This is a genomic window from Streptomyces sp. MB09-01 (assembly GCF_033794505.1).
Lineage (GTDB): Bacteria > Actinomycetota > Actinomycetes > Streptomycetales > Streptomycetaceae > Streptomyces.
Genome location: NZ_JARAYQ010000038.1, coordinates 28,255 through 42,218, shown reverse-complemented (window position 1 = coordinate 42,218; position 13,964 = coordinate 28,255). Strand labels below are relative to the sequence as shown.

Here is a 13,964-nt window from a genome sequence, read left to right as displayed (position 1 = left end):
CACCGCACCGGTCCCCCTCGGCGCGCTGCTGCCCGACCGGGAGCTGGGCCTGCGCCGGCTCGCAGGCCCCGCCGAGGCCGATGTGCACGGGGTGCACGCCTCCGAGATGGCGGACCCGTCCCCGTACCTGCTGGGCGGCGAGCTGCTGCTGACGGCCGGGGCCGGGCTCGGCGCGGATCCCGACGGCTACGTCGCCCGCCTGGCGAAGGCCGGGGTGGCGGCGCTCGGCTTCGGCGTGGCGCCCGTGCACGAGCGGGTGCCCGCCGGTCTGGCCGAGGCCTGCGAACGTCACGGGCTCCCGCTCCTGGAGGTCCCGCCCGGCACCCCCTTCAGCGCGGTGGCCCGTACGGTCTGGCGGCTGATGGCGGGGGCCCGCACGCGGGAGCTGCGCCGGGTCACCGAGGCCCAGCAGTCCCTCGCGGCGGCCGCGGCCCGGCCCGATCCGGTCCCGGCGGTGCTGTCGCGGCTCGCGGCGAGCCTGGGCGGCCACGTCACGCTCCGGCCGGACGACCGCTCCGCGGGGAACCCGCCCCCCGCGGAGGCCGCGGCGGCCCTGCGCGCACTGCTGGCCCGCGTCGGCCGGGCGGGCGGGCCCGCGACGGCGACCGACCAGGCGGGCGGGTGGCACCTCACGGCGCACGCCCTGGGCGGCCCGGCCCCCGCGGCGGGCCCGGTGCCCGACGGCCGCCCGGAGCCCGGCACGCCAGCCGGGCCGGACGCCGCGCCGCAGCCCGCGTCCGAGCCGGGGCCGGAACCCGTACGGGCGCTCGGGACGGCCACGCCGGCCCGCGCCCCCGGCGACCACACCATCGCCTCGGTCGCGGCGGTGCTGCTGAGCCTGCTCACCGCGCACCGCCCGGCGGGACCGGAGGCAGCGGCCCTGACCCGGCTGCTCCTCGACGGCGATCCCGCCGCGGCCCTCTCCCCCGGGCCCTGGCACGTGGTGCACGCCCGCGGGGCGGGCGACCCGCAGGCCCTGGCGGCCGCGCTGGGCACCGTACTGGTGGACCCGCGCGGGGATCGCGTACGCCTGCTCACCGAGCGGGATCCCGGCGCGCGGCCCGGCTGGCGCCTCGGGGTGAGCGCCCCGGCCGCACCCGACGCGCTGCCCGCCGCCGACGCGCAGGCCCGGCGGGCCCTGGAACGCGCCGAGGCGGCGCGCACCCCCCTGGCCCGGCACGCAGCCCCCGGTTTCTCGGGCCTGGTCGGCGAGGCGGAGGCCCGCGCGCACGCCGATGCCCTGCTCGCACCCCTCTCCCCCGTCCTGCGGGAGACCCTGCGCGGCTGGCTGGCGCACCACGGGGGGTGGGACCGCACCGCCGCCGCCCTCGGCGTGCACCGCAACACGGTCCGCCAGCGCGTGGCCCGCTGCGCGGAGCTGCTGGGGCGGGACCTGGACGACCCCGACACCCGGATGGAGCTGTGGTTCGCCCTGCGCTGGGAGGAGCCGCCGCGGGGGCCGGGCGGCTGAAAGGCTCCCCGGCGCCCGCCCCCGGCCCCGGCCCCGGCCGGGCGGCTGACCGCGGCGAGGCGCGGCTCCCGCGGGCCCGCCGGGGACCGTCGGGCCCCCCTACGATGTGCCGCATGCCCGGCGTACCGGGAGGCCGCGAGCGGCCTGGAGGAGTACCGCACCGGTCTCGGCGCCCTGCTGGAGCGGGTCGCGGCGCGGGCCGCCGCCGGGCGGCCCACGGGCCCCGCTCCGGCGGACCCCTTCGCCCGGTGGCGCCGCCCGTACGAACTGTCCGCCGCGCTGGACCGCAGGACGGAGCGCCTGCTGCTCCTGCCGCCGCGGCGGCCCCCGGCCGGGGCGGCGGACACGCTCCGGCCCCGGCTGCGGCTGGCCGCGCGGACGGCGCCGGCCCTGCTGTTCCTCGCGCGGGAGCTGGAGGTCCGGTCCTCCTCCGCCGACGGCGAGCGCGGGAAGGCCGGCGCCGAGCCGCCGGAAGCCCTCCCGGGCGGCGCCGACGAGGCGCTGCGCGCCATGGCGCCGCTGATCGGGGCGACCGCCTCGGCCCTCGACGCGGCCCTGCGCGGCGAGGACTACGTGCATCGGCTGCGGCTCGCCCGGGAGCTCGAACTGCGGCACCGGGCCGCGCATCCCGGCCGTCGCGACGCGGTCCTGCGGGCCGGAGTCCACCTCACCCACGAGGCGCTGGCCGAGCACCTCGACCCGGCCGCGCGCTGAACACCTCGGCCGGCCGCGGGCCGAGCGCGCCCGCGGTTGCGCCGCCGCCCCGGCATGAGGTCGGTCACCCGCTCTGGACACGGGAGACAACCCGCCGGTAACTTAATCTGAGCAAGCGCTTAGATTCAGGCGGCGGACTGCCGCGACCGAAGGGAGCCGGCCGTGCGCCGTACGGTGTTCAACGAGGACCACGAGGCGTTCCGCGAGACCATCCGCGCCTTCATCGAAGCCGAGGTCGTCCCCGTCTACGACGAGTGGTTCGCCGCGGGACAGGCGCCGCGCGACTTCTACTACAAGCTCGGCGAGCTGGGCATCTTCGGCATCAACGTCCCCGAGGAGTTCGGCGGCGCGGGCCTGGACACCCACAAGTTCGAGGCCGTCCTGTACGAGGAGACCTCGCGCGCGGGCGTCAACTTCGGCGGCTCCGGCGTGCACGTGCTGCTCGCCCTGCCCTACATCAAGATGCTCGCCGACGACGAGCAGAAGAAGCGTTACCTCCCGAAGTTCGTCTCCGGTGAGGAGATGTGGGCGCTGGCGATGACCGAGCCGGGCACCGGCTCCGACGTCGCGGGCATGAAGACCACCGCCAAGCTCTCCGACGACGGCACCCACTACGTCCTCAACGGCGCCAAGACCTTCATCACCGGTGGCGTGCACGCCGACCGCGTGATCGTCTGCGCCCGCACCTCCGCCCCGAGCGCCGAGGACCGCCGCTTCGGCATCTCCCTCTTCGCCGTGGACACCAAGTCCGAGGGCTACTCCATCGGCCGCAAGCTGGACAAGCTGGGCCTGCGCACCTCCGACACCGCCGAGCTGGCGTTCGTCGACGTGAAGGTGCCGGTCGAGGACCTGCTCGGCGAGGAGAACAAGGGCTTCTACTACCTCGGTGCGAACCTTCCCTCCGAGCGCTGGGGCATCGCCTTCGGCGCGTACGCGCAGGCCAAGGCCGCCATCCGGTTCGCCCAGGAGTACGTGACGGAGCGCACCGTCTTCGGCAAGCCGGTCTCGCACTTCCAGAACACCAAGTTCGAACTGGCCGCCTGCCAGGCCGAGGTGGACGCCGCCGAGGCCGTCGCCGACCGCGCCCTCGAGGCCCTGGACGCCGGTGAGCTGACCGCCGCCGAGGCCGCGTCCGCGAAGCTGTTCTGCACTGAGGTCGCGCACCGCGTGATCGACAAGTGCCTCCAGCTGCACGGCGGTTACGGCTACATGAACGAGTACCCGATCGCGCGCCTGTACGCCGACAACCGCGTGAACCGCATCTACGGCGGCACCAGCGAGGTCATGAAGTCCATCATCGCCAAGTCCATGGGCCTGTAAGGAATCCGGGCACCTACCCTTCCCCCATGAACGAGGCACTGACGTCGCTCCTCGATCTGCTCGACCTCGAGCAGATCGAGGAGAACATCTTCCGCGGCACCAGCCGGCCTTCGCTGGTCCCGCGCGTCTTCGGCGGTCAGGTCGCGGCCCAGGCCCTGGTCGCGGCCGGGCGGACCGTCCCCGCGGACCGCACCGCGCACTCGCTGCACTCGTACTTCCTGCGCACCGGCGACACGGGTGCGCCCATCGTGTACTCGGTGGACCGGATCCGTGACGGGCGCTCCTTCACCACGCGCCGCGTCGTCGCCGTCCAGCACGGCCAGCCGATCTTCCACCTCTCCGCGTCGTTCCAGACGTACGAGGACGGCCTCGACCACCAGGTCGCGATGCCCTCGGCCCCGGACCCGGAGTCCCTGCCCACCGCGGCCGAGTCGCTGCCCGCGTACCGGGAGATCTTCCGAGACCCGGGCACGGTGGAGCGGCTGATCGAGACCCGCGAGGCGGTGGACCTCCGGTACGCCACGACCCCGCCCTGGGGCAGCGTCGGCGAACCGGTGGAGCCGCGCTCGCAGGTGTGGTTCCGCACGGCCGGCAAGCTGGACAGCGCCGACCCCCTCCTGCACACCTGCCTCGCCACCTACGTCTCCGACATGACCCTGCTGGACTCGGTGCTGCTCGCGCACGGCCGGGGCGGCTGGGCGGTGGGCGACGTGGTCGGCGCCTCGCTGGACCACGCGATGTGGTTCCACCGGCCGTTCCGCGCGGACGAATGGCTCCTGTACGACCAGGAGTCCCCCTCCGCGGCCGCCGGCCGCGGCCTGGGCCAGGCCCGCATCTGGACCCAGGACGGCCGACTGGCCGTGACCGTCATCCAGGAGGGTGTCGTCCGCGTTCCGCGTGCGTGAGGAACGCGCCGGGCGGCCTCAGTCCCACCAGAATCCCCAGTGGTCGCTGCCGGCGACCGCCTCGTCCGCGTAGGCGCGGATCGTGCCGCAGCCCTGCCAGACGTTGTCGGGCGCGAAGGCGAAGTGCTCCGCGGCGACCGGCAGCGCCTGGACGACCGTACGCGGCGGGGCCGCCACGGACACGTGGAGTTCGTCGAAGCCGAGGGCGACGAGGCGGGCGCCGAAGCGCTCCTCCCAGGACCGCAGGACGGTACTGATGAGGGCGGTGTCGTTCTCGTAGTTGGTCGGCCCGCCCCAGCCCAGCGCGGTGGGCACGTCGGCCCCGCGGCCGGCGGGGACCAGCGCGAGCCGCGGGCCCGGCAGGGAACCGCTCTCGATCAGCTCGTCCGCCACCTCACAGGCCGCGACCTCCGGATCCACCGCGTCCGGTCCACCCGCGGGCCCGGGCACCGCGAGTCCGGGCCAGTCCCTGGCGAAGGGCGCGATGATCTCCTCACCCTCCTCCCCCTCCTCCGGATCGGGGACCACCCTGCTCCAGAACGCGCGCAGCACCGGCTCGACGTGGTGGTCATCGGGGTCGGACATCCGGTCCGGTACGAACTCCCGGTCCTCCCACCACCGTTCGAGCCCGCGGCGGTCCTGGAACAGCACCGCCTGCAGCCCGGCGGCCGCGAGTGCCGGGCCGCGGTGCGTGGCGAGCGCACCGACGCCCACGCTCTCGCCGGACACCCACAGCAGCGGCTCCGCCGCCTTGCCCCGCCGCCGCCGCCCGGGCCTGTCGATGACCGTCCCGGGCGGCAAGTCCAGCCCGAGGGAACGCCCTTGGGGATCGTCGGCCAGCACGGACAGCGGATTGCGTCTCTTCGGAGGCTTCACCATGGGCCGAACGTAACCGCCGCCACCGACAACGGGTCCGGCGATGCGCGCCGCGGCATCGGAGCGTCCGCGGCGTCTGCGGAGGCGGTGGCGAAGGACCCCCGGCCCGATCAGTACCGGCCGGGACCTTCCGCCGCCTGCGCCGTCACGCGCCCTGCAGGCCCGCCGCGTTCAGCAAGTACGCCACCACCGGGTCGTAGAAGCGCGGGTCGCGGACGTGGTCGTCCAGGGGGATCACCACCTGGAGGGTGCCTTCGGCCTCGCCGAGGAAGAGGGCCGGGTCGTTGCAGTCGGCGTAGCCGACCGCGTCCAGGCCGCGCTGGGCCGCGCAGCCCGCCCAGCCGTGGTCGGCGACGACCAGGTCCGGCTGCGGGCGGTTCTCGGCCGTCAGGGCATCGAGGATCGCGGCCATCGGCTCCGGCGAGTGGGTGTGCCACAGGGTCGCGCCCCGCTCCAGCACGGCGACGTCCGCGAACTGCCACACCGAGCCCTCGTCGGCCACCAGGCCCGAGGGGATGACCACGATCTCGCAGCCCGCGGCGCGCAGGGCCGCCGCCGTGGCCCGGTGGACGTCCAGCAGCCCGCCCGGGTGTCCGGTGGCGAACAGCACGCTCTGCCGGTCCAGCGCCGCCTTGCGCAGCCGCGCCGCCAGCCGCTCCAGGCCGGCCACGGTCAGCTCCGGGTCGATGGTGTCCTGGCCGTACCGGAACGCCGGGTCGTCCACGACCCCGCACCGCTCCGCCATCACCGCGAGCACGTCCTGCTCGTCCGTCCACCGGTCGCCCAGCTCCAGGCCGAGCCAGTAGTGCCGGTCGCCGTTGGCGAGCTTGCGGTAGTGGCTCAGGTTGTTCTCGCGCGGGGTCGCGACCTGTCCCGCGATCCGCGTGCGGACCAGATGGTCGATGAGTTCGGCACGGCTCGGCGTCTCTATCGGCTTCGGCATACGGGCCATTCTGCCGCCGCGCGGGCGGAGGCGGCGCGTCCATTCCGGTCCGCGGACGCCCCGGGTCATGCCGACAGCGCCCCGAACGCCCCGTGCGCGAGCCGGCGCAGCAGCGACTCCGTCGCCTCCCGCCCCAGGGCCGCCAGGTGGGGGGTGGAGTTCAACAGGCCGAAGACCGCGTGCACGGAGACGCGCACCTCCGCCTCGACGACCTCCGGGTGCAGCTCCCGCACGACCTCCACCCACAGCTCCACGTACTGGCGCTGCAGCTGCCGTACGAGCTTGCGGTCGGCGTCCCGCAGCCGGTCGAGCTCCCGGTCGTGCAGGGTGATCAGCGCCCGGTCGTCGAGCGCGAAGTCGATGTGCCCGTCGATGAGGGAGGACAGGACCCGCTCCGGGGCGCCCGCCGCCTCCGCCACCCGGTGGCGGCCGCCGGTCAGCAGCCGTTCGCTGATGCCGACGAGCAGCTCCGCGAGCATGGCGTCCTTGCCCGCGAAGTGCCGGTACAGGCCGGGGCCGCTGATGCCCACCGCGGCGCCTATCTCGTCGACGCCGACACCGTGGAACCCGCGCGCGGCGAAGAGGCGGGCGGCCTCACTGAGGATCTGCTCGCGACGGGTGGGGGCGGCCGCTCTGGTGCTCATGGGAAACCATTCTAGACAGGGCCGTTAGCGCTCGTTAACCTAGGCCGCACAGACGTTAACGCTTATTAACAGCGTGTACCGAGCAAGTGGAACGAGCAAGGGAGCTCGACCGATGCAGCAGGCACCAGTGCTGACGAGCGCCGCGGACCCGGCGTCCGAGGCCTGGCGGACCAACGAGGCCGCCCACCGCGAGCTGACCGAGGGCCTGCGCGCCCGGCTCGACGCGGCCCGGCTCGGCGGCGGCGAGAAGGCCCGCGCCCGCCACACCGCCCGGGGCAAGCTCCTTCCGCGCGACCGCGTGGACACCCTCCTCGACCCCGGGTCGCCCTTCCTGGAGCTGGCACCGCTGGCCGCCGAGGGCATGTACGGGGGCGCGGCCCCCGCCGCCGGGGTCATCGCGGGCATCGGCCGGGTCAGCGGCCGCGAGTGCGTGATCGTCGCGAACGACGCCACCGTCAAGGGCGGCACGTACTACCCGATGACCGTCAAGAAGCACCTGCGCGCCCAGGAGGTGGCCCTGGAGAACCGTCTCCCCTGCCTCTACCTGGTCGACTCGGGCGGCGCCTTCCTGCCGATGCAGGACGAGGTCTTCCCCGACCGGGAGCACTTCGGCCGCATCTTCTACAACCAGGCGCGCATGTCGGGGGCCGGCATCCCGCAGATCGCCGCCGTCCTCGGCTCGTGCACGGCGGGCGGGGCCTACGTACCGGCCATGAGCGACGAGGCCGTCATCGTCCGCAACCAGGGCACGATCTTCCTCGGCGGCCCGCCGCTGGTGAAGGCCGCCACCGGCGAGGTGGTCACGGCCGAGGAGCTCGGCGGCGGCGAGGTCCACTCCCGGATCTCGGGCGTGACCGACCACCTCGCGGAGGACGACGCGCACGCGCTGCGGATCGTACGGAACATCGTGGCGACCCTGCCCGAGCGCGGGGCCCTGCCCTGGTCGGTCGAGGCCCCCGAAGAGCCGAAGGTGGACCCGCACGGGCTGTACGGCGTGGTCCCCGTCGACTCGCGCACCCCCTACGACGCCCGCGAGATCATCGCGCGGATCGTGGACGGTTCCCGCTTCCAGGAGTTCAAGTCCGAGTTCGGCCAGACGCTGGTCACCGGCTTCGCCCGGATCCACGGACACCCGGTCGGGATCATCGCCAACAACGGCATCCTGTTCGCCGAATCAGCCCAGAAGGGCGCCCACTTCATCGAGCTGTGCGACCAGCGCGGCATCCCGCTCCTCTTCCTCCAGAACATCTCGGGCTTCATGGTCGGCCGGGACTACGAGGCGGGCGGCATCGCCAAGCACGGCGCCAAGATGGTGACGGCGGTGGCCTGCGCCCGGGTCCCGAAGCTGACCGTGGTGGTCGGCGGCTCGTACGGCGCCGGCAACTACTCGATGTGCGGCCGGGCGTACTCGCCCCGCTTCCTGTGGATGTGGCCCAACGCCAAGATCTCCGTGATGGGCGGCGAGCAGGCGGCCTCGGTCCTCGCCACCGTCAAGCGCGACCAGATCGAGGGCGCGGGCCAGGAGTGGCCGGCCGAGGACGAGGAGGCCTTCAAGGCCCCGGTCCGCGCGCAGTACGAGGAGCAGGGCAACGCCTACTACGCCACGGCGCGGCTGTGGGACGACGGGGTCATCGACCCGATGGAGACCCGGCAGGTGCTGGGACTGGCCCTGACCGCGTGCGCGAACGCCCCGCTGGGCGACTCGGGCTTCGGCATCTTCCGTATGTGACGTGAGGACCTCACTGATGTTCAGCACTGTTCTGGTCGCGAACCGCGGCGAGATCGCGGTCCGGGTCATCCGCACGCTGCGGCAGCTCGGCATCCGCTCCGTGGCCGTCTTCAGCGACGCCGACGCGGACGCCCGTCACGTACGGGAGGCCGACACGGCCGTCCGCATCGGCCCGGCCGCGGCCTCCGAGAGCTACCTGTCGGTGGAGCGGCTCCTCGACGCCGCCCGGCGCACGGGCGCCGAGGCGGTCCACCCGGGCTACGGCTTCCTCGCCGAGAACGCCACCTTCGCCCAGGCCTGCGCGGACGCCGGGCTGGCCTTCATCGGGCCGCCGGCCTCCGCCATCTCCCTGATGGGCGACAAGATCCGCGCGAAGGAGACGGTGAAGGCCGCCGGGGTTCCGGTCGTGCCCGGCTCCTCGGGGAGCGGGCTGACCGACGCCGAACTGGTCGCGGCCTCCACGGAGATCGGCATGCCGGTGCTGCTGAAGCCCTCGGCGGGCGGCGGTGGCAAGGGCATGCGGCTGGTCCGCGACGAGGCGGTGCTGGCCGAGGAGATCGCGGCCGCCCGCCGCGAGGCCCGCTCCTCCTTCGGCGACGACACGCTCCTCGTCGAGCGGTGGATCGACCGGCCCCGGCACATCGAGATCCAGGTACTGGCGGACGCCCACGGGAACGTGGTGCACCTCGGCGAGCGCGAGTGCTCGCTGCAGCGCCGGCACCAGAAGGTGATCGAGGAGGCGCCGTCGGTCCTGCTCGACGAGAAGACCCGTGCGGCGATGGGCGCGGCGGCGGTCGACGCGGCCCGCTCGTGCGGGTACGTCGGCGCGGGCACGGTGGAGTTCATCGTCCCGGGCGGCGACCCGTCCTCCTACTACTTCATGGAGATGAACACCCGCCTCCAGGTCGAGCACCCGGTGACGGAGCTGATCACCGGGCTGGACCTGGTGGAGCTCCAGCTGCGGGTGGCGGCGGGCGAGCGGCTGGGCTTCGACCAGTCGGAGGTCCGGCTGACGGGCCACGCGATCGAGGCCCGCGTCTGCGCGGAGGACCCGGCGCGCGGGTTCCTGCCGTCCGGCGGTACGGTCCTGGCCCTCTCGGAGCCGGACGGCGGAGCGGTGCGTACGGACTCCGGGCTGACGGCGGGGGTGCCGGTGGGCTCCACGTACGACCCGATGCTGTCGAAGGTCATCGCGTACGGTCCCGACCGCGCCAGTGCGCTGCGCTTGCTGCGGGGGGCCCTGGCGGACACGGTGATCCTGGGTGTCCAGACCAACGCGGGATTCCTGCGCCGCCTGCTGGCCCACCCGGACGTGGTGTCGGGCGACCTGGACACCGGGCTGGTCGAGCGGGACCTGCCGTCCCTCCTGCCGGAGTCCGTCCCGGCCGAGGTGTACGCCACGGCAGGCCTGCTGGCGCAGTCCCGCACGCAGCCACGGCAGGAGGGGTGGGTCGACCCGTTCGACGCCTCCGACGGCTGGCGCCTGGGCGGCACCCCCGCCTGGACGGTCCACCACTTCCGCCTCTCCGGCCAGGACCCGGTGGAGGTCCGCAGTCGCCCCCTGGGCACCGGCTCCGAGCTCCTCGTCTCCGACTCCGCCGGGGCAGATCCGGCCTCGTCGGCGGTTGAGGCGCGGGGCCCGGGGCAGAGCCCCGGCGCACCGGTCCGCGGCCGGATCGTGGCCCGCACCCCCGACGCCGTCACCATCGAACTCGACGGCGTCACGCACCGGTTCAGCCACGCCACCTCCCCGGAGGGGACCTGGCTCGGCCGCGACGGCGACAGCTGGCACGTCCAGACGTACGACCCGGTCTCCGCCCACGGCGCGGCCAGTGCAGGGGCCGACACCCTCGCCGCCCCGATGCCCGGCACCGTCACCGTCGTCAAGGTGGCCGTCGGCGACAAGGTGACGGCCGGGCAGAGCCTGCTCGTCGTCGAGGCCATGAAGATGGAGCACGTCATCTCCGCCCCGCACGCCGGCACCGTCACCGAGCTCGACGTGACCCCCGGCACCACGGTCGCGATGGACCAGGTCCTGGCCGTCGTCACCCCGGACGAGGAGAGCGAATGAACCGCCTGCCCATGACCGTCCCGGTGACCGGCCTCCCGTCGCGGGTCCGGATCCACGAGGTCGGCGCCCGCGACGGGCTCCAGAACGAGAAGGGCGCCGTACCGACCGAGGTCAAGGCGGAGTTCATCCACCGCCTGGCCGCCGCCGGGCTCACGACCGTCGAGGCCACCAGCTTCGTGCACCCCAAGTGGGTTCCGCAGCTGGCCGACGCCGAGGAGCTGTTCCCGCAGCTCGCGGACCTCGACGGGGTCGCCCTGCCGGTCCTCGTCCCCAACGAGCGGGGCCTGGACCGCGCGCTCGCCCTCGGGGCCACCCGCATCGCCGTCTTCGGCTCGGCCACCGAGACCTTCGCCGCCCGCAACCTCAACCGGACCGTCGCCGAGTCCCTCGCCATGTTCGAGCCCGTGGTGGCCCGCGCGAAGCAGGAGGAGGCGCACGTCCGCGGCTATCTCTCGATGTGCTTCGGGGACCCCTGGGAGGGCCCCGTCCCGGTCCACCAGGTCGTACGCGTCGCCACGTCCCTGCTCGACCTCGGGTGCGACGAGCTGAGCCTCGGCGACACGATCGGCGTCGCCACCCCCGGCCACGTCCAGGAACTGCTCAGCAGCCTGAACGAGGCGGGCGTCGGCACCCACCGGATCGGCGTGCACTTCCACGACACCTACGGCCAGGCCCTCTCCAACACCCTCGCCGCGCTCCAGCACGGCGTGACCACCGTCGACGCCTCCGCCGGCGGCCTCGGCGGATGCCCGTACGCGAAGAGCGCCACCGGCAACCTCGCGACCGAGGACCTGGTGTGGATGCTCGACGGCCTCGGCATCGAGACCGGGGTCGATCTGGCCGCCCTCACCGCCACGAGCGTGTGGATGGCCGAACAACTGGGGCGACCCAGCCCCTCACGTACCGTCCGCGCCCTCTCCCACAAGGAGTAGTCACACCATGTCCCTCGACCACCGGCTCACCCCTGAGCACGAGGAACTCCGCCGTACCGTCGAGGCGTTCGCGCACGACGTCGTCGCGCCGAAGATCGGCGACCTGTACGAGCGGCACGAGTTCCCGTACGAGATCGTCGCCGAGATGGGCCGCATGGGCCTGTTCGGCCTGCCCTTCCCCGAGGAGTACGGCGGCATGGGCGGCGACTACCTCGCCCTCGGCATCGCCCTGGAGGAGCTGGCCCGCGTCGACTCCTCGGTCGCCATCACCCTGGAGGCCGGCGTCTCCCTCGGCGCCATGCCGATCTACCTCTTCGGCTCGGAGGAGCAGAAGCGGGAGTGGCTGCCGAAGATGTGCTCCGGCAAGATCCTCGGCGCCTTCGGCCTGACCGAGCCCGGCGCCGGCTCCGACGCCGGCGGCACCCGCACCACGGCGGTCCGCGAGGGCGACGAGTGGGTCATCAACGGCTCGAAGTGCTTCATCACCAACTCCGGTACGGACATCACCGGTCTGGTCACGGTCACGGCCGTGACGGGCCGCAAGGCGGACGGCCGCCCGGAGATCTCCTCGATCATCGTCCCGTCCGGCACCCCGGGCTTCACCGTGGCCGCCCCCTACTCCAAGGTGGGCTGGAACGCCTCGGACACCCGTGAGCTGTCCTTCGACGGCGTACGGGTCCCCCTCGCCAACCTCGTGGGCGCGGAGGGCCGCGGCTACGCCCAGTTCCTGCGGATCCTCGACGAGGGCCGGATCGCCATCTCGGCGCTCGCGACGGGTCTCGCGCAGGGCTGCGTGGACGAGTCGGTGAAGTACGCCAAGGAGCGGCACGCCTTCGGCAAGGCGATCGGCGACAACCAGGCCGTCCAGTTCAAGCTGGCCGACATGGAGATGCGCGCCCACATGGCCCGCATCGGCTGGCGCGACGCGGCCTCCCGGCTGGTGGCCGGCGAGCCGTTCAAGAAGGAGGCGGCGATCGCGAAGCTGTACTCCTCGACGGTCGCCGTCGACAACGCCCGCGAGGCGACCCAGATCCACGGCGGCTACGGCTTCATGAACGAATACCCGGTGGCCCGCATGTGGCGGGATTCGAAGATCCTGGAGATCGGCGAGGGCACGAGCGAGGTCCAGCGCATGCTGATCGCCCGTGAACTGGGCTTCTCCGCCTAGTCGCAGAGCTCGTCCGCGTCCGGGCGGAACGAGGGGGCCCGAAAAAAGTTAGGGCCCCCTTATCGTTTTCGGCCAAGGTTAGGCTAACCTTCCCCACGAACGGCTCAGTGGCCGCCCGGACACGCACGAAAACGGACATCGACATGCCCAAGTCCCGAACCTCCTCCCTCACCCGTCGCGGATTCATCGCGGCTGGCGGCGCCCTCGGCCTCGTCGCGGCGCTCGCCGCGTGCGGCGGCACCGACTCGGCGAAGGGCGATGGCGGCAAGGACAACGGCGCCGCGGCCTCCGGCCCCTGGACCTTCAAGGACGACCTCGGCAACGACGTCAGCACCAAGTCCAAGCCGAAGAACATCGTCGCGTTCACCGGCACCGCCGCCGCGCTGTACGACTACGGCATCCCGGTCAAGGGCGTCTTCGGCCCGACCAAGACCGCCGATGGCAAGGCCGACGTCCAGGCCGGCTCGATGGACATCTCCAAGGTCGAGATCCTCGGCAACGTCTACGACGAGTTCAACGTCGAGAAGTACGCGGCCCTCCAGCCCGAGCTGCTCGTCACCAACAGCTGGGACGGCACCTACTGGTACGTCCCGGAGGCCTCCAAGGACAAGATCCTGAAGCTGGCCCCGGCCGCCGCGGTCAAGGTGGGCGGCGACGTCACCCTCGACAAGGCCCTGGAGCGCACCGCGGACCTCGCCAAGTCCCTGGGCGCCGACATGAACGCGAAGTCCACCGTCGACGCGAAGGCCCGCTTCGAGGCCGCCGCCGCGAAGGTGCGCGAGGCCACCAAGGCCAACCCGGGCGTCAAGGTGCTCGTGGGCTCCGGCTCCGCCGACCTCTTCTACGTCTCCACCCCGGACACCTCGGCCGACCTGAAGTACTTCAAGCAGCTCGGCGTCGAGTTCGTCACGCCGGAGAAGCTGGACGAGGGCGGCTTCTTCGAGAGCCTCAGCTGGGAGAACGCCGGCAAGTACAAGGCCGACGTCGTCCTGCTCGACAACCGCACCGGCACCCTGCAGCCGGAGGAGCTGAAGGCGAAGGCCACCTGGGCCGAGCTCCCGGCGGTCAAGGCCGGCCAGATCACCCCGCGCGTCACCGAGCCGATCTTCTCGTACGCCAAGTGCGCCCAGATCCTCGAAGACCTCGCGAAGTCCATCCAGAACGCCAAGAAGGTCAGCTGACCCGGTCGAC

12 protein-coding genes are annotated in these 13,964 nt (G+C 73.3%); 9 read left to right on the top strand and 3 right to left on the bottom strand.

Annotated elements, in window-relative coordinates; all coding sequences use genetic code 11:
• The 4 genes from PV721_RS11450 to tesB form a co-directional block, all read left to right on the top strand.
• The coding region (locus tag PV721_RS11450) for a helix-turn-helix domain-containing protein (RefSeq protein WP_319722971.1) at nt 1-1,471 on the top strand (1,471 nt) is incomplete at its 5' end.
• Nucleotides 1,472-1,981: 510 nt separating this feature from the next.
• Complete coding sequence (locus PV721_RS11445) at nt 1,982-2,185, top strand: hypothetical protein (protein WP_319722969.1); 204 nt, start codon at nt 1,982-1,984, stop codon at nt 2,183-2,185.
• 162 nt (nt 2,186-2,347) lie between these two features.
• Nucleotides 2,348-3,505, top strand: a complete 1,158-nt coding sequence (locus PV721_RS11440) for an acyl-CoA dehydrogenase family protein (RefSeq protein WP_319722967.1) — start codon at nt 2,348-2,350, stop codon at nt 3,503-3,505.
• Between the two features lie 26 nt (nt 3,506-3,531).
• Nucleotides 3,532-4,410 carry an acyl-CoA thioesterase II gene (gene tesB / locus PV721_RS11435; protein WP_319722966.1) on the top strand — a complete coding sequence of 293 codons (879 nt, stop codon included), beginning with the start codon at nt 3,532-3,534 and terminating at the stop codon, nt 4,408-4,410.
• 18 nt (nt 4,411-4,428) lie between these two features.
• Here the strand turns inward: tesB and PV721_RS11430 are convergent, their stop codons facing one another.
• The 3 genes from PV721_RS11430 to PV721_RS11420 form a co-directional block, all read right to left on the bottom strand.
• Nucleotides 4,429-5,289, bottom strand: coding sequence for a DUF4253 domain-containing protein (locus tag PV721_RS11430; protein WP_319722964.1), 861 nt, complete (start codon nt 5,287-5,289; stop codon nt 4,429-4,431).
• 142 nt (nt 5,290-5,431) lie between these two features.
• Nucleotides 5,432-6,238, bottom strand: coding sequence for a phosphatase (locus PV721_RS11425; RefSeq protein WP_319722962.1), 807 nt, complete (start codon nt 6,236-6,238; stop codon nt 5,432-5,434).
• Between the two features lie 56 nt (nt 6,239-6,294).
• A complete protein-coding gene (locus PV721_RS11420) occupies nt 6,295-6,873 on the bottom strand; it encodes a TetR/AcrR family transcriptional regulator (RefSeq protein ID WP_319722960.1) in 579 nt (192 codons plus the stop codon).
• A gap of 112 nt (nt 6,874-6,985) precedes the next feature.
• Here PV721_RS11420 and PV721_RS11415 point away from each other — a divergent pair, with 112 nt between their 5' ends.
• The 5 genes from PV721_RS11415 to PV721_RS11395 all read left to right on the top strand — a co-directional run bounded on the left by PV721_RS11415 (nt 6,986) and on the right by PV721_RS11395 (nt 13,954).
• On the top strand, nt 6,986-8,602 hold the full coding sequence (locus PV721_RS11415; RefSeq protein WP_319722958.1) for a carboxyl transferase domain-containing protein: 1,617 nt from the start codon (nt 6,986-6,988) through the stop codon (nt 8,600-8,602).
• 16 nt (nt 8,603-8,618) lie between these two features.
• Entirely contained in the window at nt 8,619-10,673 is a 2,055-nt protein-coding gene (locus PV721_RS11410; RefSeq protein WP_319722956.1) for an acetyl/propionyl/methylcrotonyl-CoA carboxylase subunit alpha, read from the top strand.
• The gene (locus PV721_RS11405) at nt 10,670-11,605 is read left to right on the top strand and encodes a hydroxymethylglutaryl-CoA lyase (protein ID WP_319722954.1); all 936 of its coding nucleotides are present in this window, start codon (nt 10,670-10,672) and stop codon (nt 11,603-11,605) included. Before PV721_RS11410 ends, PV721_RS11405 begins: the two co-directional genes overlap by 4 nt.
• A 7-nt stretch (nt 11,606-11,612) precedes the next feature.
• Complete coding sequence (locus PV721_RS11400) at nt 11,613-12,773, top strand: acyl-CoA dehydrogenase family protein (protein ID WP_319722953.1); 1,161 nt, start codon at nt 11,613-11,615, stop codon at nt 12,771-12,773.
• 143 nt (nt 12,774-12,916) lie between these two features.
• Entirely contained in the window at nt 12,917-13,954 is a 1,038-nt protein-coding gene (locus PV721_RS11395; RefSeq protein WP_319722951.1) for an ABC transporter substrate-binding protein, read from the top strand.
• Nucleotides 13,955-13,964: the final 10 nt, after the last annotated feature.